This window comes from Acinetobacter sp. WCHAc060006 (assembly GCF_004209135.1).
Lineage (GTDB): Bacteria > Pseudomonadota > Gammaproteobacteria > Pseudomonadales > Moraxellaceae > Acinetobacter > Acinetobacter cumulans.
The window spans coordinates 93,827-118,778 of sequence record NZ_SGSS01000001.1 but is presented as its reverse complement, the minus strand read 5'-3'; the positions used below and the strand labels follow the sequence as shown (position 1 = coordinate 118,778).

The window sequence follows — 24,952 nt, the reverse complement described above, 5'->3', positions numbered from 1 at the left end:
AGCGCTCAATATTAAGCACCTTCGGGTGCTTTTTTAATGTCCAAGCAAAACATCTAAACCACTATATCAATCATCATTTTAGAAGAACGAATATATATACGATACAACAGGAATACCTATTAAAGGTGGAATACAGCCCAGACCCGAACACATTTATAATCATGCTTATATAGATTGTGCTGAATGCGATTAATATCGAAATTTATCGATATACATGCAAACCCATATATCGTATTATGTCGATATAAAGAATACGAGGCCAGTTATGCGTAACTTAAATGAAATTAAATTTTCAATATTAGAACTTGCACCTGTTCGTGAAAACAAAACGATTGCAGATGCCTTACATCATGCTTTGGAACTGGCACAACATGCAGAAAAGCTGGGTTTCGAACGCCTTTGGGTAGCAGAACATCACAATATGGCTGGGATTGCGAGCTCTGCAACATCAGTGCTTTTAGGCTATTTACTGGCAAATACACAACAGATCAAATTGGGTTCAGGCGGAATAATGCTTCCTAACCATGCACCATTAGTAGTTGCTGAACAATTTGGCACATTAGCAACCTTATATCCTAACCGTATTGAGCTAGGTTTAGGTCGTGCACCTGGTACAGACCAAAATACAATGCGTGCCTTACGTCGCGGACAGCAAGAAACCGAAGATCAATTCCCTCGTGATGTCACAGAAATTTTGCAATATTTTAAAGACCCTATGCCAAACCAGCGGATTATTGCAACGCCTGGCCAAAGTACACACGTTCCAGTTTGGCTGTTGGGCTCAAGCTTATTCAGCGCACAACTGGCAGCACAGCTTGGCCTACCCTATTCATTTGCCTCACACTTTGCACCCCGTATGTTAGGCCAAGCCATTCAAATTTATCGCGACAATTTCCAAGCTTCGGAATACCTTGAGCGCCCTTATGTCTCTATGGGGGTTCCTGTTGTTGTGGCTGAAACCGATGCTGAAGCTGAATTCTTAGCAACTACACCATACCAACGCATTTTAAATATGTTTCGCAACCAACGTGGCAAACTTCCAGCACCAATCCCAAGCATGGAAGGCATTTGGTCTACGTCCGAAAAAATGTCGGTTGAAAGTTTTTATGCCATAGCTCAAATTGGATCGAATTCCACAGTAAAAGCAGGCTTAGAAGCATTAGCACAACGCTATGATGTCGATGAATTTATTTTTACTTGTGATATTTATGACACACAGAAACGCTTAGACAGTTTTGAACGCTTGATGAGCATTCGTAACCAACTTTAAAATATTTGGACCTGCAAATAGCATTCATATTCTTTCCATATCGACTTCTTATCTCTGTAATGAAAGTTGCTATTTGCAAAGCCCCCCAATCTTCGACAATTCATAATTCTGCGAATCTCCCACAAATTCACATAATCTTTTGATGATTACAGCATTATTTTCGGGATGACTGTCCAGATTACATTCCGTATTTTACCTCTGTGCGAAAGTTCGCTATCTATATTCCTATAAATACACCCGAAAACAATTATTATTGGAACACCACTTATGAGTAAACAACAGCCCGATGGCACGCATCAGGCCTTTCAAAATATATATACTGATTTTAAAGAATTTAAAGGCATACTTCTTTCTTCAAAAGATATTAAAAATTTTGACTTTAACCATAAAAATGTCGCAGTAATTGGTATCGACCAAGACACGGCTACGCAACTGAACCACATCAGTCAACATGCACAGCAAGTTGCTGTATTTCAAATACAACCCCACTTTGTTTTACCCAAAACAGAACGTTTTATACATAAACTGATTGAACACCCTTTGGTGATTAAAAATCGACGCTTATTTAACAACCGCATTAAAAGCCTTTTAGCGCTACGTTTTTTAGAAGAGCAAGTTAAAGATACATGGCTTAAGCATTTGCTCATGCCAAATACAGCCATTCAAAATAAGACTTTTTTAAAGTCAGATAGTTATTATTTGGCTTTACAACGTCCCAACTGCACCTTAGTGACATGGCCAATTATGAAAGTGCATAGTCATGAAATTCAGGCGATTAATGATCATCTTTATCCATGTGATGTCATCATTCACCATGTAAAAGCACCATAATTCATCCATTTTTAAATGAGCTTATGCTGGTTTCGTATAGGCTCACGAATTTAATTTGGTTGTTTTGTGATCAATTGGTTCATTTTTTTGTGCTTATAAAAGTGCTATCAAAGCAAATTAGTACATAAAACTATCTGAAAAATAAGCTACATTGTTGGGTCGAATCAAAGCATTTTCATCCGTATTTAGCACATAGAAATCGCACTACTTTTGTCTAAATTTGGTAAATAAAAACATCATGATTATTTAGATGGTTAAAATATTTTATTTAATTTTTCTAATAAAATTTGCTCAATTTTTAGTTTTTTATTTCCATTCAAAATAAGCGCTTTCTCTAATCTACTCTTTCAAGAGGTTATTTTTATAAAAAATGACATTATAGATGGCATTTATTTTATACATACTGATATTAAATTCTTATCAATCCATATTTCATATTTATAAAAAATGAGCCACTTAGGCGTGGCTCATTTGAGTGTTAACCGATTCGACGCTTCAAACCTGTCATCTGTAATACACGTGTTGAGATTTCTTCAATCGACATTTCCGACACATTTAAATACTTAATGCCTTCTGAAATATAAATCCCCTCAATTGCACGCAACTCCATTTGACACTGGTTATAACTTGCATAACGGCTATTTGCTTTACGCTCCGAACGAATCGCTACAAGACGTTCTGCATCAATCATCAAGCCAAATAGCTTATTTTTATGGGGACGAAGCACTGCAGGCAGACGATTATCATCCAAATCCTCTTCAGTTAAAGGATAGTTCGCAACACGAATTCCAAACTGCAAAGATAGGTAAATTGACGTCGGTGTTTTACCCGAACGTGATACCCCAATCAAAATCAAATCAGCTTTATCATAATGGCGTGTACGTGCACCATCATCATTATCTAGAGCAAAATGTACCGCATCAATACGGGCCTTATATGACTCAGAATCAGTCACTGCATGAGTTTGTCCGACTAAAGTCGTAGGCGATGTGCCTAATTCATCAGACAACTTACTAATAAGCCCTTCAAATACATCAAGATTTATTGCATCAGCTGTATTAATAATATCACGTACATAAGGGTCAACTAAGGTATCAAACACCAAAGGCTTTTGACCGTCTTTTTGTGAGCGTTGATTGATCTCAGCTACGACGTTTGTAGCAGCCTCTTCAGAGGTAATATAAGGGATGATATGAATGTCAAAATCTACATGCGGAAACTGCGCCAGCAAAGAGTGTCCGAGGGTTTCAGCGGTAATGGCCGTACCATCAGAAATAAAAAAAACACTGCGCTGAATTTGTTTACCTTCTGACATTAAAATTCTCCTCAAATATTTGTCTAAGTGCTATATAATCTTTATAGTAAACCATCTTACATGACTGTCACTTAGTAAATCCAAAATGCTAAGTAATTTGTTATAATTTCATGCCAAGATAGTGATTAATACTGCAAAAGTGGAGTAACAACTTTGGAAGCGCGCGTAATTGGTCTAGAAAAATTAGGGAAACATGACGTTGAACTAGTAGGTGGGAAAAACTCATCTCTCGGTGAAATGATCAGCCATCTATCAAATGCTGGTGTATCTGTCCCGGGTGGTTTTGCGACAACAGCACAAGCTTATCGTGAATTCCTTGAGCAAAGTGGCCTAAACGCTAAAATTAACGCAGAGCTCGCAGCACTCAATGTTGATGACGTGATTGCTCTCGCTGAAACAGGCGCTAAAATTCGCCAATGGATTGTTGACACTCCGCTTACAGCAGAGCTTGAAAAAGAAATCCGCACAGCATTCGAAGCACTTTCAAACGGCAACCCTGACATCGCGGTTGCCGTTCGTTCATCTGCAACTGCAGAAGACTTACCAGATGCGTCATTTGCTGGCCAACAAGAAACTTTCTTAAACATTCGCGGTATCGATAACATTCTGATCGCGATTAAAGAAGTTTTTGCTTCACTTTATAACGACCGCGCAATTTCTTACCGCGTACACCAAAACTTTGCACACGATGTTGTTGCATTGTCTGCTGGTATCCAGCGTATGGTTCGCTCTGAAACTGGTGCTGCTGGTGTAATGTTTACACTAGATACAGAGTCAGGCTTCCGTGATGCAGTATTCATTACAGCATCTTATGGCTTGGGTGAAATGGTTGTACAAGGCGCAGTTAACCCTGACGAATTCTACGTATCAAAACCGCTTCTAAATGCAGGTAAACACGCGATTCTTCGTCGTAACCTTGGCTCTAAACACCAAAAAATGATTTACGGTGAAGAAGGCGCTGCAGGTAAATCTGTTGTTGTTGTTGATGTAGACAAAGCTGAACGTCAACAATTCGCATTGAACGATCACGAATTACAAGAACTTGCTAAACAAGCCTTGATCATTGAAAACCACTATGGTTCTCCAATGGACATCGAATGGGCTAAAGATGGCGATGACGGTTTAATTTATATCGTTCAAGCACGTCCAGAAACTGTAAAAAGCCGTGAAAATGTCGGTACTATGGAACGTTACCTTTTAAAACAAAAAGGTACTGTAGTATGTGAAGGTCGTTCAATTGGTCAACGTATCGGTTCTGGTAAAGTTCGTATCGTGACTTCAATTAAAGAAATGGACAAAGTTCAAGACGGCGACGTACTTGTATCAGACATGACTGACCCAGATTGGGAACCAGTAATGAAACGTGCTGCTGCAATCGTAACAAACCGTGGTGGCCGTACTTGCCACGCTGCAATCATTGCACGTGAATTAGGTGTTCCAGCAATTGTTGGTTGTGGCAATGCAACTGAAGTACTTGTAGACGGTCAAGAAGTGACTGTTTCATGTGCTGAAGGTGACACTGGCTTCATCTACGAAGGTTCTTTAGATTTTGAAGTTCAGCGTAACTCTATCGAATCTATGCCTGCTCTTCCGTTCAAAGTAATGATGAACGTAGGTAACCCAGACCGCGCATTTGACTTCGCTCAAATTCCAAACGAAGGTATTGGTCTTGCACGTTTAGAGTTCATCATCAACCGTATGATTGGTGTTCACCCTAAAGCATTGCTTAATATTGACAGCCTTCCACGTGAAACGCGTGCTGCAGTTATGGCGCGTACTGCTGGTTATGCATCTCCGATCGAATTCTATGTTGAAAAACTCGTTGAAGGTATTTCTACACTTGCAGCTGCTTTCGCTGACAAACCAGTGATCGTGCGTATGTCTGACTTTAAGTCAAACGAATACGCAAACTTGATCGGTGGTAAGTTATACGAACCTGAAGAAGAAAACCCAATGTTGGGCTTCCGTGGTGCAAGCCGTTATGTATCTGACAACTTCCGTGACTGCTTCGAATTAGAATGCCGTGCATTGAAGAAAGTTCGTGACGAAATGGGCTTAACAAACATTCAAATCATGATTCCATTCGTTCGTACTGTAAACGAAGCGAAACGTGTAATTGAATTACTTGCTCTAAATGGTCTTAAGCGCGGTGAAAACAGCCTTAAAGTGATCATGATGTGTGAATTGCCAACCAACGCATTGTTAGCAGACCAATTCCTTGAACACTTCGATGGTTTCTCTATCGGTTCAAACGACTTAACTCAGCTTACACTTGGTTTAGACCGTGACTCAGGTATTGTTTCTCATTTATTTGACGAACGTGATGCAGCTGTAAAAGTTTTACTTTCTATGGCAATCCAAGCATGTCGTAAAGCTGGCAAATACGTAGGTATTTGTGGTCAAGGTCCTTCGGATCACCCAGACCTTGCTTTATGGTTAATGGAACAAGGTATTGAATCTGTTTCATTGAACCCAGACTCAGTATTAGACACTTGGTTCTTCTTATCAGAAGAAAAAGCTCAACAAGCTTAAAAATCTGTGTTAAAAAAAGACCCACATTTGGGTCTTTTTTTTCACCTATACTTTTTATATACGTTTTGAGATTGTATTTTTATGCAGATTTACTTGGCACGAAATAATCAACAAGCTGGACCATACACTTTAGAGCAACTTAATCAAATGCTCTCAAGCCAACAAGTTTTACTGACAGATTTGGCTTGGCACCAAGGTATGACCGAATGGAAGGCTTTAGGTGAACTCACTCAAGGACAACTTACATACCAACCTGCAGGTTACCCCCCCCCAACACCTGCACCTACACCATTCCAACAACCTGTTGCCACGGCACAAAAAAGCACAAATGTTGCATCGCAAACACTTGCCTCTATTCCAAGTCGCGCATTAGCAAAAATTATTGACCTATTGCTTTGGCTACCTGCAACCTACATTTTGACATCTTTCTTTAGCGCTCAAGAAACTGAAGCATTCAACAAACTGAATGAGCAATTTATTACCGCTGTTATGGATGCAAGTACAAATCCAACGGTCATTCAAAATTTGCAAAATCAAATTTTTGATATGTTTTCACAACAAGCATGGATGGCAATGACAGCATATCTTGTCATCATGCTTATGGTTCAAGCTTACTTTATTACCAAGTCAGGGCAAAGCATTGGTAAAAAAATCACCAAAATTCAAATCGTAGATGCCGAATCAGGTGAACAAGTTTCAACCTTACGTGCATTTACCCTGCGCAGCATCGTATTTATTTTAATCAACTTTATGTTCTTAATGGTGGCTATTGTTGATTATTTATTCGCTTTTGGCGCGAAACGTCAAACTTTACATGATAAATTAGCGAAAACTAAGGTGATTAAGCAGCAAAAATAACATAAATTAAGGGATGAGTTTTCATCCCTTTTTTATTCATTCCTTTGAAATTAAAATAAAATTATTAACAGCATTTATGAATTCCGACTGACAAAATAGGTTTTTAATACAGTCATTTAAACCCGCTTTATGTATAGCTTAGTTTCCAGATATGAGGCATAATGCCCAACAACGTAGCGGTGTCTCATGATTGGGAAGGATTTTCTATGTCTAATAAGAATATTCTCAATCATGCGACACTATAATCGCTATCCCATAATTTAATTAGGGAATGGGACTCTTCACCGAGGTTGTAAAATGAGACAAACAATTTTAGCTGTATTGTCTTTATCTGCGATCGCCGCACTGTTAACAGGTTGCGGTGGTGATATGGTACTTCTAAACTCGAAAGGTCCAGTTGCTCAAGGTCAATCTGACTTGATGATGACTGCGATCTATTTAATGCTTTTAGTGGTGATTCCATCAGCACTTATGGCGTTATGGTTTGGTTGGAAATATCGCGCGTCAAATAAAGATGCAGACTATAAACCAACATGGGCACATTCAACTGCAATTGAAGTTGTAGTATGGGGTGTTCCTATCATTATTATTGGTATTCTTGCGTACTTAACATGGTGGGGTTCCCACAAATATGACCCGTACCGTCCGCTAGAATCAGATAAAGCTCCTTTAACTGTTCAAGTTATCGCTGAACAATTTAAATGGATTTTCATCTATCCAGAGCAAAACATTGCGACTGTTAACGAACTACGCTTCCCAGAGAAAACTCCAGTAAGCCTTCGTTTGACTTCTAACTTCACAATGAACTCATTCTTCATTCCTGCATTGTCTGGTCAGATCTATGCAATGGCAGGTATGCAAACTCACCTGAACTTATTGGCAGACGAAACTAGCCCAGCTGAAGGCTTCCGCGGTTTCTCTTCTAACTACTCAGGTTACGGCTTCTCACAAATGCGCTTCCGTGCTCATTCTGTGACAGATGCTCAGTTTGCTGAATGGGTTGCGGCTGTGAAAGCAGGCAATGGTACTTCAGTAAATCCTGAAGCAGTTCAAAAAACTGTTTTAGACCAAGCTGAATTTGCAACCTTACGTGACGGCAACCGTTCTAAGCATCAAATTGAAATGATGGTTGCACACGCTGAAACTGAAAAGCAAAAAGAAGCAGCAGCTCTAGCTGAAGCAGAAGGTCCTTATCCTACTAAGCCACACCCTGTGACTTATTACTCTTCAGTAGAACCTAAATTGTTCGAATCTGTAATTAACAAATACATGAGCAACTACCACGGTGCTGATCACTCAGCTGCTGGTCATGAAGCAGTAGCTTCTGAAGCTCATGCAAATGCAGATCATGCGACTGCTTCTGTAGGGGAATAAGACATGAGCTTATTAGGTAAGTTAGGCCCGGATTCAATCCCACACGATCCAATCGTGTTGGTGACTGTGGCTATGATGATCCTAGGCGGTATCGCAGTTGTTGCGGGTATCACCTACTTCAAAAAATGGAACTACTTGTGGACTGAATGGTTCACATCTGTAGACCATAAAAAAATTGGTATCATGTATATCTTCGTATCGATTATCATGCTTGTGCGTGGTTTTGCCGATGCGATCATGATGCGTCTTCAGTTGTTCCTTGCAAAAGGCGGCGGCGAAGGTTACTTACACCCAGAACACTATGACCAGATCTTCACTGCCCACGGCGTGATCATGATCTTCTTCGTAGCGATGGGTCTTGTTGTTGGCTTAATGAACGTTTCTGTACCACTTCAAATTGGTGCACGTGACGTAGCCTTCCCATTATTAAACTCTTTAAGCTTCTGGTTATTCGCAGGCGCTGCTGGTTTAATGATGGCATCTCTTGCGATTGGTGAATTCGCTGCAACTGGTTGGATGGCTTACCCTCCACTATCAGGCATTGAATACTCTCCAGGCGTGGGTGTGGACTACTACATCTGGGCACTTCAGATTTCAGGTCTTGGTACTCTTTTAACTGGTGTTAACTTCTTTGTTACCATCATTAAAATGCGTGCTCCTGGCATGAAACTTATGGACATGCCGATTTTCACTTGGACTGCGCTTTGTACTGCGGTACTAATTATCGCTGCATTCCCTGTGTTAACAGCTACAATTGCAATGCTTTCCCTTGACCGTTACTTCGGTTTCCATTTCTTCACCAATGACATGGGCGGTAGTCCAATGTTGTACGTGAACTTGATTTGGACTTGGGGTCACCCAGAAGTTTATATTCTAGTATTACCTGCTTTTGGTATTTACTCAGAAGTTACTTCAACGTTCTCTCGCAAAACACTATTCGGCTACAAGTCAATGGTTTATGCGACTATTGCCATTACCGTTCTTTCATTCGTTGTGTGGGTTCACCACTTCTTTACAATGGGTGCAGGTGCGAACGTAAACGCGTTCTTCGGTATCATGACAATGATCATTGCGATCCCTACTGGTGTGAAAATCTTCTCTTGGTTATTCACCATGTACAAGGGCCGCATCACGTTTACAACTCCAATGTACTGGACACTTGGCTTCCTTGTGACTTTCGGTATCGGCGGTTTAACTGGCGTATTAATGGCAGTTCCACCAGCTGACTTCCTTGTACATAACTCATTGTTCTTGATTGCTCACTTCCATAACGTAATTATCGGTGGTGTAGTATTCGCAATGTTCGCCGGCATCATTTTCTACTGGCCAAAAATGTTTGGTTGGAAATTAAATGAAGCTTGGGGTAAAGCTGCATTCTGGTTCTGGTTCTTCGGTTTCTACTTTGCATTCATGCCACTTTATATCCTTGGTTTCATGGGTATGACTCGTCGTTTGAATACATATGACAACCCTGAATGGGATCCGTACTTAGCGATTGCTTTCTTCGGTTCTGTACTTGTTGCAATCGGTATCTTCTGTTTTGTTATGCAAATTGTTGTTGGTTTCCTTCAACGCAAAGACAATATGGACGTTACTGGTGACCCATGGGATGGCCGCGTTCTTGAATGGGCAACTTCATCTCCTGCTCCGTTCTATAACTTTGCTCACCTTCCAAAGATCAATGGTATTGATACTTTCTGGACTGACAAAGAAAACGGCATCGCGTACGCTAAACCTACTAAATATGAAGACATCCACATGCCGACTAACCGTGCGGCAGGTTTCGTAATTGCAATGTTTATTACAGTTATGGGCTTTGGTTTGATCTGGCACATTTGGTGGTTAGTTGTTGTTACGTTCATTGCTTCAATCATCAGCTTCATTGTTTCTTCATTCACGAAGAAAGTGGACTACTATGTTCCTGCAGCTGAAGTTGAGCGTATTGAAAACGAACGTTACGCAATTCTTGAAAAACACTTGAAGAAGGACTAAGACAATGGCTGAAGTACTTCATCACGATAACCACGGACACGATGAACATCATCACCACGATGATACAGACATCACAGTCTTTGGTTTCTGGTCTTACTTGATGAGTGACTTGATCCTATTCGGTACACTCTTCATTGCGTTTGCTGTTTTAAGCAGTCACGTTCCTGTGGGCACTCCAAGTGCAAAAGAATTGTTTGGCGATACTTTAGGTTTCGTTCTAACAGAAACTTTTGCTCTCTTAATCTCTTCTGTAACGTTTGGTTTTGCTGTACTTGCTGCATACAAAAAAGACGTTTCAAAAGTTTTAACTTGGTTAGCAATTACTTGGGTATTTGGTGCTGCCTTCATCGGCATGGAACTTTATGAGTTCAATCACCTTGTACACGCTGGTCATGGTCCAAGCACAAGTGCGTTCTTATCTGCGTTCTTTACTCTAGTTGGTACGCACGGTATTCACGTAACTTCTGGTTTGGTATGGATGCTTGTGTTGATGTTCCAAATCAAGAAATATGGTTTGACACTTCCAAACACTCGTCGTCTTGCTTGCCTAAGCTTGTTCTGGCACTTCCTTGACATCGTTTGGATCTGTGTATTCAGCGTAGTTTACTTAATGGGAGTTCTATAATGAGTCACGACCATAACTCAGCTGGTGCTGCACACGGCAATACTAAGCAATATACAATTGGCTTCATCCTGTCTGTTGCTTTAACAATCATTCCTTTTGGTATGGTTATGATGGGCGGTTTTAGCCGTGGTTTAGTTGTTGCGACAATTGCAATCACTGCAGTTGCTCAGATTCTTGTACAGTTAGTTTACTTCCTGCACATGAACTCTTCTTCAGAGCAACGCTGGAATGTTATTGCGTTCATCTATACAATTCTTACAGTTGCAATCTTATTGGTTGGTTCTGTATGGATCATGAACTACTTACACTACAACATGATGATCTAAACTGTTCGTCATGCTGAAAAAGTATTTATTCCTGACTAAGCCAGGAATTCTCTTTGGTAACTTCGTTACCACTCTGGGCGGCTTCTTTTTAGCCGCTCAGGGGTCTGTAGATTTCCTCCTCCTTCTTATCACCCTACTTGGTACAACCCTAGTTGTAGGCTCTGGCTGTGTCGTCAATAACGTCATTGATCAAGATATTGATCAAAAGATGGAACGGACGATGAACCGAGCACTCGTTAAAAAAACCATTAGTCCAGCTGTCGCATTGACTTTCTCTGCGGTACTTGGAATTTTAGGCTTTGCCCTACTTTGGTTTTTTGTGAATGCTTATGCTTTTGGCTTTGCTGTACTTGGTTTTGTGGTTTATGTAGTTTTTTATAGTCTTTGGAGCAAACGTACTTCAATTCACCAAACGGTGATTGGCAGTATTTCTGGCGCAAGCCCTCCAGTCATTGGCTACACCGCTGTTTCAAATGAATTTGATGTTGCAGCATTGCTAATCTTTTTAGCGTATGCACTATGGCAAATGCCACATTCATGGGGAATTGCAGTTTATCGTTTTGATGACTATAAAAATGCAGGCATTCCTATTTTACCTGTCGCTCGCTCAATTTTTCGTACTAAGGTCGAAAGCCTGATTTACGTGATTTTGTTTGCTTTGGTACTTAATGGTTTGTATTGCTTTGGCTATACCAATATGTTCTTTTTAATCACTTTTAATGCACTTTGTGCATACTGGGTGTATTTATCAATTATTGGATTTAAAGCCGAAAATGATCAGGTTTGGGCAAAACGCTATTTCTTATATTCAGTGATTTTAATTACTGCTTTAAGTTTTAGTTTTAGTTTTAGCTATTCCTCACCTGCACCGCATTTACCGCTGTTTTAAAAAAGATAGAGTTTTACTCTATCTTTTTTCTTTATACCCCTAAAAAAATTCTTGAGTCTTATTTTCTAATTGATACCATAGCGAGCACAATAATAACCTACCGCTCAATAATGAAATTAACCCCTACAGCTTTTAAAACTTCACTTTTTATTTCTACATTTCCTTTTGCTCTAATGTACAGCACACATGCTTTTTCTGGTGTAGACATCTATTGCGAGACTTCAGCTCAGATTCAAAATAATGAATATACCGCGTGCAATGCCCTTCCTGCGCTTACACCAGCCAATGACAACCAAGTCAACATGCTCTTGTTACTTAGCGACTTAGGCTTAGCCAAATTTAAATTTGCTACCGATACTGAAACCTTATGGTACACATCTTCAAGCACTGTTCCATTCGAAACCAAAGCACTCACAGCATCCGCCGTCAATTTGGCCAAAAATGCGCGACAACCCAACAAAGCACTAGATGGTTCAAATTCAGAATACTGCAACACCATTCTGAACAGCCATCAAGATTTTATTCAGCAGGTTAAAGCAGATAAAAAACTGTCCAGTACAGAGCGTGATTTTCTGATCAAAGCGCGTAGCCAGCTCAAAACTTGCGACGACCACATCAGTTTGATTACCGTAGATCCTCATTGGTCTGTGACTGCACGCCAATTTGCTTCATATCTAAATGGCAGTATCGCCTTCTACAATACTAACTTTTCCACAGCTTCTAAGATTTATTCAGCTTTAACTTCCGCAGATCAACCATGGATTAAAGAAACTGCGCAATACATGCTAATTCGTAGCAATCTCAACGCAACCTATCAAACCGGCTTAGGTGAATATGGAGATTTGGATCAGTCCAAAATTAATCAGCAATTACTCAAAAATACTTATGACAGCATTAGCCAGTATTTAAAACTGTATCCATCGGGCAGATATGCAGCCAGCGCGCGTGGTCTACTGCGTCGCTGTTACTGGATTGGTGGGCAACAGCAGTTATTGGTAAATGAAATCACTTGGCAAATTAACAATCCCAAATCGCCATTTTATAATCTAGAAATGAGTAATTTGGCCTATGAAATTGACCGTCACGTTTTCCAATCCCCATTGTTCAAAGCGCAGTATTTAAAAGATCCTTTCTTGTTAGCCATATATGATTTAATGCGAATGCGCAAACCTGAGTCGGCGGAAGACCGCGTAATAAATTGGAATGAATTAAACAGCCAAAAAACTGTATTTAAAACACAACCAGAACTATTCCAATATTTACAAGCTACGCATTTATTTTATGTGCAAAACAAACCCAATGAAGCCTTGAATTATTTGTCTAACCCTCAGGTTGGCAATTCAAACAGTTACCTAGCTCTGAGTCAAATATTGCTCAAAGGTAGGGTTATGGAAAAAGCCGGACAATCTGCAAATACGCAGCAATACTGGGAAAACTTACAAACCAAAGCAAAAACACCAGAGCAACGCGGACTGTTTGAGCTTATGCTGTATCCATATTATGCCAAGCAACAAAATGCCAGCTTTTTTGCCGGCGAAAACTCAAAAATTAAAGCGCGTTTTCTACAACGTAACTTCATTACCGAACAAGCCAACGAAAACAGCTTAATGCATATTGTGCAGGACAAATCTGCCAGCGAAGATCAAAAAAATCTAGCGCTAAATACGGTGCTAGAAAAATCCTTGATTCATCAAAACTACAGCTTGTTTAATCAAGCCTACACACTACTGCCAAAAAATGCTGCGCAATATGTTTTTAGTGACACCGACTACATATCTTATAAAAAACAGCCTCCACTGGGTAATTTTGTCTGGAAAGGTTCAACCATAAACTCCAAGCTTAGCTGCCCAGATCTTTATAGTCTTACGCAAAAACTGCAAGTTGCACCAAAAGATTTGAGCTTAAAGCTCTGTCTAGGTGAATATATTCGTTCAGATAAAGCTTACCGTTTAAGCAGTATCACAGAAGATGAAAAACAGCGCAGTACCTTGCAAGGGCCAATCTTCGCACGCGGTCAAGTCTATAAGGATATAATCAAATCAACGTCCAATGCCGATTTAAAAGCCTACGCACTGTACCGTGCAATCATGTGTTACTCACCAGGTGGGCTTAATGACTGTCAGGATGCTGACGTGGCTAAATCCGTACGCAAACAATGGTTTGACCAAATTAAGCGTGATTATCCAGAGACCAGCTGGGCTAAATCGCTGAAATACTATTGGTAATTAAAAATGAAAACTTGGCTAACAGCAGTTTGCATTATTTTATGCTACATATTTACGCTGACGGCATGTAAGCCAAGTCAATCTGCTCAGGCAAGTGATTATATCAATGCCAACAGCTACGATTCATTCTGGATTTGGGGCAATATCAAATCTGCCCCCTACCTCAGTCAAGCCAAAGAACTCTATATACTGCAGGGCAATATTTATCTCGAGCAACATACCCAGCAGTCAGTACTTAGCGTACAAGGTATTGCTCCAATGAGCATGCCACATCAAAAAATATGGCTGGTCTACCGCAATCACCATTTAAATTGGAACAACAATGAACTCAATAGCATATTAAAGCGTGTAAAACGCTGGGAAAATATGGGAAGCAATATTGAAGGCATTCAAATTGATTTTGATGCTAAAACCAAGAATCTACACGATTATGCTTTATTTCTGACACTGCTTAGATCTCAGTTGCCTCAAAAATACAAGTTAAGTATTACTGGACTGATGGACTGGAGTAATCTTCAAAACACAAAAACGCTCCAGTTACTCCAAAGCAGTATTGATGAAATTGCAATTCAAACTTATCAAGGCTCCACAACTATTCCGCATTATCGCGCATATTTAAGTAAAATTGCAGCGCTAAACTTGCCCTTTAAAATTGGCTTGGTACAGCATGGCCAATGGGATAAAAGCATTGATTTTAAAAACAATCCTAATTTCAAAGGCTATATTGTTTTTTTGTTGCGTGAAGCGCCTCACTAAAAATATCCAGTCAGATCTGCTCATACATGCATGTCGCATTTCAACACATCTGTACAAACAACAACCCCACTTATGCTAAAACCATAAAAAATACAGGCTTTTTAGCTAAACACCTTGTATTCCAATAGCAAACCCTCTAAAATCTGTGCCTCGCACACACTGCGACATAACTATTTTATAGTAGTTATGCCTCCTTGCTTCTAACAATTACGTTAGGGGCTGTCTAAACCGTAAGGAGCTGACAATGCGTCATTACGAAATCGTACTTTTAGTACACCCAGATCAAAGCGATCAAGTTGTGGGTATGGTTGAACGCTATATCTCACAAATCAAAGAAGCTGAAGGTCAAATCCACCGTCTTGAAGACTGGGGCCGTCGTCAATTGGCTTACCCAATCAACAAGATCCACAAAGCTCACTACATTCTTATGAATGTTGAGTGTGGTCAAGCTACTCTTGATGAGCTTGAAGAATTGTTCCGTTACAACGATGCAATTATTCGTAGCCTTATCATCCGTCGTGAAAACGCTATCACTGAAGAGTCACTATTGGCTAAGAGTGCTGAAGAAAAACGTGCGCGTAAAGCTCAACGTGAAGAAGCACAACAAGCTCAAGACTCTGCTGAAGCATAAGGAGAACACTAAATGGCACGTTTTTACCGTCGTCGCAAGTTCTGCCGCTTTACAGCTGAGAACGTTACGTACATCGACTACAAAGATATCGACACTTTAAAACAGTACATCACTGAAAACGGCAAGATTGTTCCTAGCCGTATTACAGGTACTAAAGCTCGTTACCAACGTCAATTAGCGTTAGCTATTAAACAAGCGCGTTACTTGTCTTTGATCCCTTACACTGACAATCATAAGTGAGGTTGAGCTGTGGATATTATCTTACTACAACGCATTAAAAACCTAGGTAAACTAGGTGACAAAGTTTCAGTTAAAGCTGGTTACGGCCGTAACTTCCTTATCCCACAAGGTAAGGCTGTTGCTGCAACAGAAGCTAACACTGCTGCTTTTGAAGCTCGTCGTGCAGAACTTGAGAAAGAAGAAGCTGAAATTTTAGCTGCTGCTCAAGCTCGTGCTGACCAATTGAACGAAGTTAACATCGTTATCACTGCTAAAGCTGGTGACGAAGGTAAACTATTCGGTTCAATCGGTACTCGTGACATCGCTGACGCGTTAACTAACGCTGGTCTAGTGGTAGATCGTTCAGAAGTACGTTTGCCAAATGGCGCGCTTCGCCACACTGGTGAATTCAACATCGCAATCCAATTGCACCATGATGTTGTTGCAGAAGTTCTTGTTACTATCGTAGCAGAGTAATTTCGCACCAAAAAAAGAGCATGCATTTGCATGCTCTTTTTTTATCTGTACATTTTGTCATAGTCTTAACAAAACTATTCACACAAATATTCATATACAGATACACCTCAATATAAGATGAATCCCCAGTATAGATGATCGTATTTCTATGGTAGAAAGCGTATGATCTACTGCTATATACCCTATTTATCTGCTATAAATATTTAAGCCCAAGTATTGACTGTTAAACGGAATATCTATGTCTCAGGCCAATGCCGATACGAAACAAAAATCAGCTCCTACACCTACATCAGAGTCAGGACAACTTAAAGAATTTCGTACGCCTCCACATAATCTTGCCATTGAACAAGCTGTGCTTGCAGCCCTCATGACTGTGGCTGAATCATTTGAACAAGTGGGTGATACGCTCGTTGAAAATGACTTCTATGCAACACGTCATAAATATATTTTTCGCGCCATTGATCAGCTCTCCAAAGACAGCTCACCTTATGATGCCGTTTTAGTGCATGACTGGCTGACTAAGCAAAACCTATTGGATGCAGTGGGTGGCGAGGAATATTTAATGCAATTGATGGCTGACTCACCATCAAGTTTCTACAACTTAGAAACCTATGCATCTAAAATTAAAGAATTTTCAACTTTAAGAAATATGATTAAAGTCAGCTCTGAAATTTTACAAAATGCCTATGACACCAAAGGTCGTACAGTCAGTGAAATTTTAGATCTTGCAGAAACCAATATTTTCTCGATTGCAGAACAGCACAATAACAACGCGAAAGCTCAAGGCCCTAAAGCAATTAATACTGTCGTTGCAGACGTTTTTGACAAATTAAATGAATTGTCACAAATGGAAGGAAACATTACAGGCTTAACAACAGGATTCTTAGAGCTCGACAATAAAACCTCTGGTATGCAAGCCGGCGATCTAATTATTGTCGCGGCCCGCCCTTCTATGGGTAAAACCACTTTTGCCATGAATTTGGTTGAAAGTGTGCTCTTTAATAATGACTTGCCAGCTTTGGTTTATTCAATGGAGATGCCTGCCGACTCTATCGCAATGCGTTTAATTTCGTCTTACGGTAAGGTACATCAAGGGCATTTACGTTCGGGTAAATTAGATGGTGATGAATGGTCTAAAGTGACTGGTACCATCTTACAGTTACAAGAAAAGAAACTGTATATTGATGACTCATCTGCACTTCCTCCAACAGAGGTACGTGCACGTGCGCGTCGTATTGCCAAACAGCATGGTGGTAAGCTCGGCTGTATTATGGTCGATTACTTACAGCTGATGAAAGTTCCAGGCATGGGTGATAACCGTGTGGGTGAGATTTCGGAAATCTCTAGAAGCTTAAAAGCTTTGGCAAAAGAAATGATGTGCCCTGTAATTGCCCTTTCACAGCTCAACCGCTCACTGGAAAACCGCCCAAATAAACGACCTGTGATGTCAGATTTGCGTGAATCTGGTGCGATCGAGCAGGATGCCGACTTAATCATGTTTATTTATCGTGATGAGGTTTATAACAAAGAATCTAAAGAAGCTGGTACGGCGGAAATTATCATCGGTAAACAGCGTAATGGTCCAATTGGTACTGTTCGTCTTGCCTTTGAAGGTCAATATACGCGTTTTAGTAATTTATCGCCTGAGTTCTATGCACAATATGACGATGAAGAATAATCAATAGAAGCAGGCTTAGGCCTGCTTTTTTATATGTATATTTTTTAACTTTTTGTTCAAATAATTACTTTAAAAAAACCAATTTAAATACTTGATCTGCACAGTATTTCCAATCAAATTTACTCGCATCATTTTGCTTAAAATTCACTAAAATAGTGCATCAAGAACGTCTTTGGCCTGCGCTTTAAACTAAATTAGCGTAAACTTACAGGCCAAATATATTTTATGGCTTCACTCGCTTAGCATAATCAATCTATAGCGAGCAAACCAATCCTAAGGAGTTATTAGGGTGCGCCAAGCAACTGTCTATATTGATCAATCTGCACTTCAATATAATTTAAACCGCGTCAAACAACTTGCCCCAACTGCGAAAATTGTCAGCATGGTGAAAGCCAATGCTTACGGACACGGTGTAAAAGACTGCTTAGCAGCCTTAACAGAAACCGATGCCTTCGGTGTTGCCTGCCTAGAAGAAGCTTTAGAAATTCGTGAATTCGGTTATCTACAACCAATTACGTTGATTGAAGGTATTTTCAGCGCGGATGAAATGACTGCCGTGTTAGCGCACAATATCGAAGTTGTTGTGCACCATCAACCACAGTTGGAATGGCTACTGGCAAACAAAGATGCATACATTGCAAAAAACCTAAAAGTTTGGGTCAAACTCAACAGTGGGATGAATCGTTTAGGCTTTAAAGTGCCTGAAATCATTGAGGTCATTAACTCACTCAAAGCTGAAGGTTTTACTTGCGTACTTGCTATGCATTTTGCCAATGCAGATGCAGACAATCATCCATTAAATGAGCAACAGCGTGACCAATTCCTGCACGTAAAACAAGCTTGTGCACCTATTTTAGGCTCTTGCTGTAACTCAGCTGCTATTTTTAAATGGCCTGAATTAAACTTTGATTTTGTCCGCCCTGGCATCATGCTTTATGGTGCAACACCTTTTGCCGACAAAACAGTTCATGAGCTTGACCTTAATCCTGTCATGACGTTTACAGCGGATATTATCGCTTTAAATACTATTCAAGCCGGTGAATCAGTAGGCTATGGTTCAACTTTTGTGGCTGAACAAACCATGCAGTTAGCTATTGTCTCTATTGGTTATGGTGATGGTTATCCACGCGCCTTCCCGAAACAAAACTACGTCCATGTTAATGGTCAAGCAAGCCGTGTGATTGGCCGTGTTGCAATGGATATGATTGCGATTGATGTGACTGGCTTAAATGCACCAATTGGCACGACCGTAGAGCTTTGGGGCAAAGACCGTCTAGTAGATGATGTCGCAGAAGCCAATGGTACGATTGGCTATGAATTACTTTGCCGTATGAGTGCGCGCCCAATCCGTAAAACGGTTTAAAAAGATAGAAAATCTATTTTTAGATCATTTCCACAAAAAGCCCAAGTCAATCTTGGGCTTTTTGATTTAAGCAGCTTCATCAGGCTGTGCATCATACAAATGCACCAAAAAGGCTTCCACCTGATCAACATTCAAAGCAAATGGCCTAAATTTTTCCTGCCCTTGTTCATGCAGATACTGGAGCGCATGACTATTTCTACTCACATATTTCATCGACCAGTCTGCAAAATGCGCTTGATCAATGCTCTTAAATCCATAAATCTTAATCTCACGATGCCGAAAATCTTTGCTTAGCTTTTCTACCAGTAGTTCAAGTATCAGCTCGTTACCTTCCAAACACTGAAAAAAGTAGCCATCTGCATAATACAGTACACCTGTCACAGCGTGACGATGGTTAAAATCTCGCGCTTCACTCAGGATGTTTCTTAAATCTTCCAGCAATGTCACCGGAGAAGATGCTGAACAGCTGGCATAACAAAGTTGCTTCATGTTCGAACTGCCCTCAGCTTTTTTAGCCCCTAAAAAATAAAAACTGCATTGGAATCTTATCGTTCCAATACAGTTTTAACATAGCATTCTTCAACGGATCAATTAATTAAAATAATCTTCTGTGGGCTTTGCTAGGCCAACTAAACCATTGCGTAATACATCAGACCAACCTTTACTAATCATTGTAAAATATGGGTCTTCTTCATAAATTCGCTTTCCATTAGGAATGACAAGACTATCTTTTTTATAAATAAGTGCATCCAATGGCAACCCCACAGACACATTAGAACGAATGGTCGAATCAAATGAAATTAGGCTACAACGCATCGCTTCATCTAAAGGCATGTCATAACGTAATGCACGGTCTAAAATAGGCTTACCATACTTACTTTCACCAATTTGGAAATATGGTGTATCCGAAGTTGCACTGATAAAATTGCCCTGCGGATAAATATTATACAATTGCATATCAGCACGACCAATTTGCCCACCAACTAACAAACTACAAAAGTAATTACTTTGCTCAACTGTATCTGAAGTGACATCTGCAATGACTTTTCTTAAGGTATGCCCAACCAATTCAGCAACCTCAAACATCGTATTTAAGCTATACAAATTAGGCTCTATTTTCAGCTCCAACTGATTTTGTAGATGACCAATCACGGCTTGCGTTGTGGCTAAATTGCCTGAGGTTTGTATCACAATGAAGCGCTCATTGCTTACACCAAAGGTATATAATTTGCGAAATACAGAAATATGATCTACGCCCGCATTAGTACGCGTATCACTAATAAACACCATGCCATCCTGTAAGCGCATCGCACAACAATAAGTCATTTTTAATCCTTCTTTTTTTCAACAGCGAAGTACTTGCACAATCGAACTCATTGATTCAATACCGCCTTTTTCCCGTACCCCCCGCACGGGAGCAACATCCCAATAATCACGGCCAATTGCAACATAAATATGCGCATTTGGTTTAAACAATTGATTACTAATATCAAAACAATACCATGCATTGTCTATAAATGCTTCAGCCCATGCATGACTGGCCAGATGTGCTGTTTGTGGTACATATAAATACCCCGATACATAACGTGCTGGGATACCCAAATACTTACACATTGCAATAAGCACATGACTATGGTCCTGACAAACGCCTTCACCATGCAAAAAAGCTTCTATTGCTGTGGTATGTACTGAGGTTCTTGCAGGTGTGTACGGAATACACTGTAAAATTGCCTCAGCCAAAGCCACTAAGTTTTGATGTGTCGGAGTTGGAACATACTGATGTGCGAAACACTGCATTTCCGTATTGCACAAGGTACGATCTGTCGGCTGTAAAAACATAGCAGGTGAGATATGTGCCAAATCTACACCCAAACTATTATTTACATTCAACTCCACAATTCCCTGCGCCATAATCGTCAATTGGCTATAAGGTTCGTATTGTGAGCTGGTCAACCAAATATTTTCAAATGCATCATGTTTCGCAATAGATTGACCAGGCACACTGACCGCCCAATGATGTACCTTTTGATGGACATTACTGGGTGGTGTCATACGAATATATTGAATGCTCCGATTTACATCCGCAGAATAACTATAATGCGTTTGATGGTTCACCATGAATTTCATGTATCAGCCTCAAATATCCGTTGAATCGAGTCATAAAAATGAAAAAAATGCGTGTTATTAGGAACTTGCTGCAATTGTGTCCATGTTTGTTCTAAATCAGACCAACCTAAGTGCTCCAATGAACTCACAATATGACCAACCTTCGCTAATGTCGTTGTTTCATCTTGTTGTAAACGTAACTCTCGATCGAGTTCCTCTATACCTTGCCCCAAACTAAAAAATAGAAAAATAGTTTCAGATTCAGTTTCTAAAATATCTTGGCATTCAGATGCCACATCACAAATATAGCCTCGATTTTCATTGGCATTTTTTATCAGCAAACTTAATTCTGCATAATTCACTGCACTTAGCACTGCGCGTAAATCTTGAATATTGTTTTTTGCACATTCAAACTGATAAGAAAATGAGGCCACCTGTGTTGGATCTAACAGGAGCTCATTTAACTCAATTGCATCCTCAGCATTTAAAGCAAATGCATGTGCATACTGCGTTGCTTCTTCGTCTACTTGAAAAGGAAATTGAGCACATAAGTACTGTATACGTGTTAAATATCGCCCCAACCAAAAAATATTTTGTACATTACTTTTTAATAAAATCATCTCATTTTCCTTTTATTGGTATAAGGCATCACACATGTAGGTTATCCACCACCCAAGTATCCTTAATCCCTCCACCCTGAGATGAATTTACCACCAATGAACCCGCTTGCATGGCTACACGCGTCAAACCACCAGGCACAATTTCTGTGCGATAAGGTGAACTCAGCACAAAAGGACGTAAATCAATGTGTCTTTCTGCAGCCCCATGCGCAGTCAGCGTTGGGCACACAGATAAATCCAAAGTAGGCTGTGCAATATATAAATGTGGCGTAAGGCTTATTTTCTTTCTAAATTCATGAATTTGTTGTTCAGACGCTTGGGGCCCAATTAACATGCCATATCCACCAGAACCTTGTGCTTCTTTTACCACCAATTGTTCTAAATGACTCAACACATAGTCTAAATCTGCTGCTTCACGGCATTGGTAAGTGGGCACATTTTTTAAAATGGCTTGCTCACCCAAATAAAACTGAATCATTTTATCTACATACGGATAAATTGATTTATCATCTGCCACACCAGTACCTGGTGCATTGGCAATCACAACATTATGCTGATGATACGCCGACATTAAACCTGCAACACCCAAGGTACTGTCTGGTCTAAACGTTAATGGATCCAAAAACGCATCATCTAAACGACGATAGATCACATCTACCCGTTGACGACCTTTAATGGTTTTGACATAGACCACGTCATTTTCTACAAATAAATCCGCAGAAGTTACTAACGGTACATCCATTTCACGTGCCAAGAAAGCATGTTCATAATAGGCACTGTTATAGCGACCTGGCGTTAAAATCACGATAAATGGATGATCACAATAAGCATTTTCTTCAAGAATTTGTCTGAGCAAGCTTGGATATTGCTCTATGCCCAAAATATTGCTCTTTGCACATAAATCGGGCATGAGTTTTTGGCTTATTTTGCGTGACTCCAACATATATGACACACCCGATGGCGTACGCAAATTATCTTCAAGCACATAAAACTCACCATGACGATCACGGATAATATCAACACCACTAATCTGGCTATATACCTGACCTTTTAAATGGTGCTGTACCATTTGAGGCAAATATGCCTCATGCGACAACACTTGTAACTCAGGAACAATACCCGCCTTTAAAATTTCTTGTTGATGATAGATATCATGTAAAAATAAATTGAGTGCACGTACACGTTGAGCACAACCAGTGGCTACGGTATTCCATTGTTTCTTCGCAATCACACGTGGAATTAAATCATAAGGAATTGTACGTTCTGTCCCCTCAGCCTCACCATAAACATTAAAGGTAATGCCTTCATATAAAAAATGTTCTTTCGCACGTTGGTTTAATGCTTTTAATTCATCTAAATTATGCTGCGATAGCCAATGTTCTATGTTTTGGCATGCTTCACCCGAGATTAAACGATCATCACGCATTTCATTAAAAAAATTTGACTTCAAATGTTCAAACAACGCATAGGACTGTGCTGTCGCTGTATTTCTACCCATGGTAGATACAGATGATGCATACGCCTCTAAGGATGTACTGGAAGCTGTATCGTGTATATTTTCTTTCAACATACCAACCTCTTCTCTTTGTAATCTATTGTAAGCAAATCAAAGCAATAAGCATGCCAGCTGTCTAAATTATCACCTTGCCTTACATTTATTGATCATTTCCAACATGTACACAAGACTAAAATTGCGCCATCTTGTTTCAAATTGTGCTGTTTTTTTAAGTCAAAGACTTGCGAAATAAATCCAGTTTTTTTATTGTGTATTTTGGCGTTGCCCATCTCACTACTAGATTAGTTATTGTCTAAATTATGTCCTCACAAGAAAAAGAAACATCCAACAGTCTCTATCGCCAATGGCAAATTTTGTCGCGATTACCCACAGGAAAGTGGATTGGGACACGTGAATTGCAAGAAAGCTTGGTACGCGAAGGTATCGATATTAGTTTGCGCACCATTCAGCGTGATTTAAACCAAATTGCCCAGCGCTTTCCAATTGAAAGTAGCAAAACATCGCCTCAGGGCTGGCGTTGGCGGGCTGATGCGCCTATTCAAAGCTTGCCACACATGACCAGTTCTCAGGCTGTAACTTTTATGATGGTTGAGGAACATCTTAAACATTTACTTCCGCCTAGCCTCATAGAGGAAATGAATCCTTGGTTTGATTTGGCTCGCCGAAGTCTTTCTACCCAAAACAGTGTGCGCCAATGGATCAACCGTGTTCGTATTGTGCCAGCCAATCAGCCTCTTATACCGCCAACTGTAGATAAAACCTCACAACAAACGATTTATGAAGGCTTACTCCAAGACAAGCAATTAGAATGTGTATATCAAGGCCGTGGTTTACAAAGTGAGGAAAAGACCTACATCTTAAATCCACTGGCATTGGTTCAAAAAGGTGCGATCATTTATTTAGTGTGCACCCGACATGACAAAACTGACATCCAAACATTCGCTTTGCACCGCTTTAAATCTGCGCAAGTGCTTAATTCACGTGCATTGCATCCAGTCAATTTTGATATAGATGCTTATATAGAATCTGGTGCATTGGGCTTTAGGGTTGATTTTAATCAACCTACTGAGAATATCGAGCTTCGCCTTACTGTTACAGAACAAGATGCAGGCTACTTTGAAGAATCTCAGCTCAGTAGAGACCAAACCATACAAAAACTAGATAATGGACAGATTTTAATTACTGCAACTGTACCCTATACCTCGCAATTGGTTTGGTGGTTACGTAGCTTTGGAAAACGTATTCAAAATATTGAACCCGAATATGTTTTACATGCAGTACAACAAATCAATGAACCTTAAAACGCTAAAAAAATCCAAATACTGTATTCAAGCTAAGCTTTGAATGAG

23 protein-coding genes are annotated in these 24,952 nt (G+C 40.0%); 17 read left to right on the top strand and 6 right to left on the bottom strand.

All coding sequences use genetic code 11. The features are described from left to right. The first annotated feature begins 265 nt into the window (after positions 1-265). Both EXE29_RS00570 and EXE29_RS00565 read left to right on the top strand, forming a co-directional pair. Positions 266-1,270: an LLM class flavin-dependent oxidoreductase gene (locus tag EXE29_RS00570; protein WP_106984879.1), complete on the top strand. Its 1,005-nt coding sequence runs from the start codon at positions 266-268 to the stop codon at positions 1,268-1,270. A 267-nt stretch (positions 1,271-1,537) separates the two neighbouring features. Further along, entirely contained in the window at positions 1,538-2,101 is a 564-nt protein-coding gene (locus EXE29_RS00565; protein ID WP_106984880.1) for an NAD(P)/FAD-dependent oxidoreductase, read from the top strand. A 478-nt stretch (positions 2,102-2,579) separates the two neighbouring features. Here the strand turns inward: EXE29_RS00565 and ppsR are convergent, their stop codons facing one another. Next, positions 2,580-3,416 carry a posphoenolpyruvate synthetase regulatory kinase/phosphorylase PpsR gene (gene ppsR / locus EXE29_RS00560; RefSeq protein WP_106984881.1) on the bottom strand — a complete coding sequence of 279 codons (837 nt, stop codon included), beginning with the start codon at positions 3,414-3,416 and terminating at the stop codon, positions 2,580-2,582. 153 nt (positions 3,417-3,569) lie between these two features. Between ppsR and ppsA the strand changes: the two genes are divergently transcribed. The 14 genes from ppsA to alr all read left to right on the top strand — a co-directional run bounded on the left by ppsA (position 3,570) and on the right by alr (position 19,361). Next, positions 3,570-5,948: a phosphoenolpyruvate synthase gene (gene ppsA, locus EXE29_RS00555; protein ID WP_120363633.1), complete on the top strand. Its 2,379-nt coding sequence runs from the start codon at positions 3,570-3,572 to the stop codon at positions 5,946-5,948. An 81-nt stretch (positions 5,949-6,029) separates the two neighbouring features. Continuing rightward, positions 6,030-6,806 (top strand): RDD family protein, encoded by a 777-nt coding sequence (locus EXE29_RS00550; RefSeq protein WP_120363632.1) that lies wholly within the window; start codon positions 6,030-6,032, stop codon positions 6,804-6,806. Between the two features lie 297 nt (positions 6,807-7,103). Continuing rightward, positions 7,104-8,180, top strand: a complete 1,077-nt coding sequence (cyoA, locus tag EXE29_RS00545; protein ID WP_106984884.1) for a ubiquinol oxidase subunit II — start codon at positions 7,104-7,106, stop codon at positions 8,178-8,180. Between the two features lie 3 nt (positions 8,181-8,183). Next, positions 8,184-10,172 carry a cytochrome o ubiquinol oxidase subunit I gene (gene cyoB / locus EXE29_RS00540; RefSeq protein WP_106984885.1) on the top strand — a complete coding sequence of 663 codons (1,989 nt, stop codon included), beginning with the start codon at positions 8,184-8,186 and terminating at the stop codon, positions 10,170-10,172. 4 nt (positions 10,173-10,176) lie between these two features. Beyond that, positions 10,177-10,797 (top strand): cytochrome o ubiquinol oxidase subunit III, encoded by a 621-nt coding sequence (cyoC, locus tag EXE29_RS00535; protein WP_117007602.1) that lies wholly within the window; start codon positions 10,177-10,179, stop codon positions 10,795-10,797. Continuing rightward, positions 10,794-11,123 (top strand): cytochrome o ubiquinol oxidase subunit IV, encoded by a 330-nt coding sequence (locus tag EXE29_RS00530; protein WP_171356355.1) that lies wholly within the window; start codon positions 10,794-10,796, stop codon positions 11,121-11,123. The genes cyoC and EXE29_RS00530 overlap by 4 nt, the downstream gene beginning before the upstream one ends. Positions 11,124-11,133: 10 nt before the next feature. After that, the gene (gene cyoE / locus EXE29_RS00525; protein ID WP_120363631.1) at positions 11,134-12,012 is read left to right on the top strand and encodes a heme o synthase; all 879 of its coding nucleotides are present in this window, start codon (positions 11,134-11,136) and stop codon (positions 12,010-12,012) included. A gap of 110 nt (positions 12,013-12,122) precedes the next feature. After that, a complete protein-coding gene (locus tag EXE29_RS00520; protein WP_120363630.1) occupies positions 12,123-14,237 on the top strand; it encodes a PA5441 family protein in 2,115 nt (704 codons plus the stop codon). Between the two features lie 6 nt (positions 14,238-14,243). After that, on the top strand, positions 14,244-14,993 hold the full coding sequence (locus EXE29_RS00515; protein WP_106984890.1) for a DUF3142 domain-containing protein: 750 nt from the start codon (positions 14,244-14,246) through the stop codon (positions 14,991-14,993). A gap of 244 nt (positions 14,994-15,237) precedes the next feature. Further along, positions 15,238-15,624, top strand: a complete 387-nt coding sequence (gene rpsF / locus EXE29_RS00510; RefSeq protein WP_106984891.1) for a 30S ribosomal protein S6 — start codon at positions 15,238-15,240, stop codon at positions 15,622-15,624. 12 nt (positions 15,625-15,636) lie between these two features. Next, a complete protein-coding gene (gene rpsR / locus EXE29_RS00505; protein ID WP_004278792.1) occupies positions 15,637-15,864 on the top strand; it encodes a 30S ribosomal protein S18 in 228 nt (75 codons plus the stop codon). Positions 15,865-15,873: 9 nt separating this feature from the next. Continuing rightward, positions 15,874-16,320 carry a 50S ribosomal protein L9 gene (gene rplI, locus EXE29_RS00500; RefSeq protein WP_106984892.1) on the top strand — a complete coding sequence of 149 codons (447 nt, stop codon included), beginning with the start codon at positions 15,874-15,876 and terminating at the stop codon, positions 16,318-16,320. 238 nt (positions 16,321-16,558) lie between these two features. Then, positions 16,559-17,998, top strand: a complete 1,440-nt coding sequence (dnaB, locus tag EXE29_RS00495; protein WP_106984893.1) for a replicative DNA helicase — start codon at positions 16,559-16,561, stop codon at positions 17,996-17,998. 289 nt (positions 17,999-18,287) lie between these two features. Beyond that, positions 18,288-19,361, top strand: coding sequence for an alanine racemase (alr, locus tag EXE29_RS00490; RefSeq protein WP_120363629.1), 1,074 nt, complete (start codon positions 18,288-18,290; stop codon positions 19,359-19,361). Positions 19,362-19,427: 66 nt separating this feature from the next. On the opposite strand, the gene EXE29_RS00485 is transcribed toward alr, so the two are convergent. The 5 genes from EXE29_RS00485 to EXE29_RS00465 all read right to left on the bottom strand — a co-directional run bounded on the left by EXE29_RS00485 (position 19,428) and on the right by EXE29_RS00465 (position 23,657). After that, complete coding sequence (locus tag EXE29_RS00485) at positions 19,428-19,850, bottom strand: BLUF domain-containing protein (protein WP_120363628.1); 423 nt, start codon at positions 19,848-19,850, stop codon at positions 19,428-19,430. Between the two features lie 102 nt (positions 19,851-19,952). Further along, the gene (locus EXE29_RS00480) at positions 19,953-20,687 is read right to left on the bottom strand and encodes a proteasome-type protease (RefSeq protein WP_106984895.1); all 735 of its coding nucleotides are present in this window, start codon (positions 20,685-20,687) and stop codon (positions 19,953-19,955) included. An 18-nt stretch (positions 20,688-20,705) separates the two neighbouring features. After that, positions 20,706-21,488: a transglutaminase family protein gene (locus tag EXE29_RS00475; RefSeq protein ID WP_120363627.1), complete on the bottom strand. Its 783-nt coding sequence runs from the start codon at positions 21,486-21,488 to the stop codon at positions 20,706-20,708. Then, a complete protein-coding gene (locus EXE29_RS00470; protein WP_120363626.1) occupies positions 21,485-22,087 on the bottom strand; it encodes a hypothetical protein in 603 nt (200 codons plus the stop codon). The genes EXE29_RS00475 and EXE29_RS00470 overlap by 4 nt, the downstream gene beginning before the upstream one ends. A 28-nt stretch (positions 22,088-22,115) precedes the next feature. Continuing rightward, positions 22,116-23,657: a circularly permuted type 2 ATP-grasp protein gene (locus tag EXE29_RS00465; protein ID WP_120363625.1), complete on the bottom strand. Its 1,542-nt coding sequence runs from the start codon at positions 23,655-23,657 to the stop codon at positions 22,116-22,118. 245 nt (positions 23,658-23,902) lie between these two features. On the opposite strand from EXE29_RS00465, the gene EXE29_RS00460 reads away from it, so the two are divergent. Further along, entirely contained in the window at positions 23,903-24,904 is a 1,002-nt protein-coding gene (locus EXE29_RS00460) for a helix-turn-helix transcriptional regulator (protein ID WP_106984899.1), read from the top strand. Positions 24,905-24,952: the final 48 nt, after the last annotated feature.

Excerpts from the sequence above, each read along its gene's own strand:
- cyoA (WP_106984884.1), top strand. The coding sequence starts at position 7,104 with ATGAGACAAACAATTTTAGCTGTATTGTCTTTATCTGCGATCGCCGCA.
- cyoC (WP_117007602.1), top strand. The coding sequence starts at position 10,177 with ATGGCTGAAGTACTTCATCACGATAACCACGGACACGATGAACATCAT.
- rpsF (WP_106984891.1), top strand. The coding sequence starts at position 15,238 with ATGCGTCATTACGAAATCGTACTTTTAGTACACCCAGATCAAAGCGAT.
- EXE29_RS00550 (WP_120363632.1), top strand. The coding sequence starts at position 6,030 with ATGCAGATTTACTTGGCACGAAATAATCAACAAGCTGGACCATACACT.
- rpsR (WP_004278792.1), top strand. The coding sequence starts at position 15,637 with ATGGCACGTTTTTACCGTCGTCGCAAGTTCTGCCGCTTTACAGCTGAG.
- EXE29_RS00520 (WP_120363630.1), top strand. The coding sequence starts at position 12,123 with ATGAAATTAACCCCTACAGCTTTTAAAACTTCACTTTTTATTTCTACA.
- dnaB (WP_106984893.1), top strand. The coding sequence starts at position 16,559 with ATGTCTCAGGCCAATGCCGATACGAAACAAAAATCAGCTCCTACACCT.
- EXE29_RS00565 (WP_106984880.1), top strand. The coding sequence starts at position 1,538 with ATGAGTAAACAACAGCCCGATGGCACGCATCAGGCCTTTCAAAATATA.
- EXE29_RS00515 (WP_106984890.1), top strand. The coding sequence starts at position 14,244 with ATGAAAACTTGGCTAACAGCAGTTTGCATTATTTTATGCTACATATTT.
- EXE29_RS00465 (WP_120363625.1), bottom strand. The coding sequence starts at position 23,657 with ATGTTGAAAGAAAATATACACGATACAGCTTCCAGTACATCCTTAGAG.
- ppsR (WP_106984881.1), bottom strand. The coding sequence starts at position 3,416 with ATGTCAGAAGGTAAACAAATTCAGCGCAGTGTTTTTTTTATTTCTGAT.
- EXE29_RS00480 (WP_106984895.1), bottom strand. The coding sequence starts at position 20,687 with ATGACTTATTGTTGTGCGATGCGCTTACAGGATGGCATGGTGTTTATT.
- EXE29_RS00475 (WP_120363627.1), bottom strand. The coding sequence starts at position 21,488 with ATGAAATTCATGGTGAACCATCAAACGCATTATAGTTATTCTGCGGAT.
- EXE29_RS00470 (WP_120363626.1), bottom strand. The coding sequence starts at position 22,087 with ATGATTTTATTAAAAAGTAATGTACAAAATATTTTTTGGTTGGGGCGA.
- cyoE (WP_120363631.1), top strand. The coding sequence starts at position 11,134 with ATGCTGAAAAAGTATTTATTCCTGACTAAGCCAGGAATTCTCTTTGGT.
- EXE29_RS00570 (WP_106984879.1), top strand. The coding sequence starts at position 266 with ATGCGTAACTTAAATGAAATTAAATTTTCAATATTAGAACTTGCACCT.
- EXE29_RS00485 (WP_120363628.1), bottom strand. The coding sequence starts at position 19,850 with ATGAAGCAACTTTGTTATGCCAGCTGTTCAGCATCTTCTCCGGTGACA.
- EXE29_RS00460 (WP_106984899.1), top strand. The coding sequence starts at position 23,903 with ATGTCCTCACAAGAAAAAGAAACATCCAACAGTCTCTATCGCCAATGG.
- cyoB (WP_106984885.1), top strand. The coding sequence starts at position 8,184 with ATGAGCTTATTAGGTAAGTTAGGCCCGGATTCAATCCCACACGATCCA.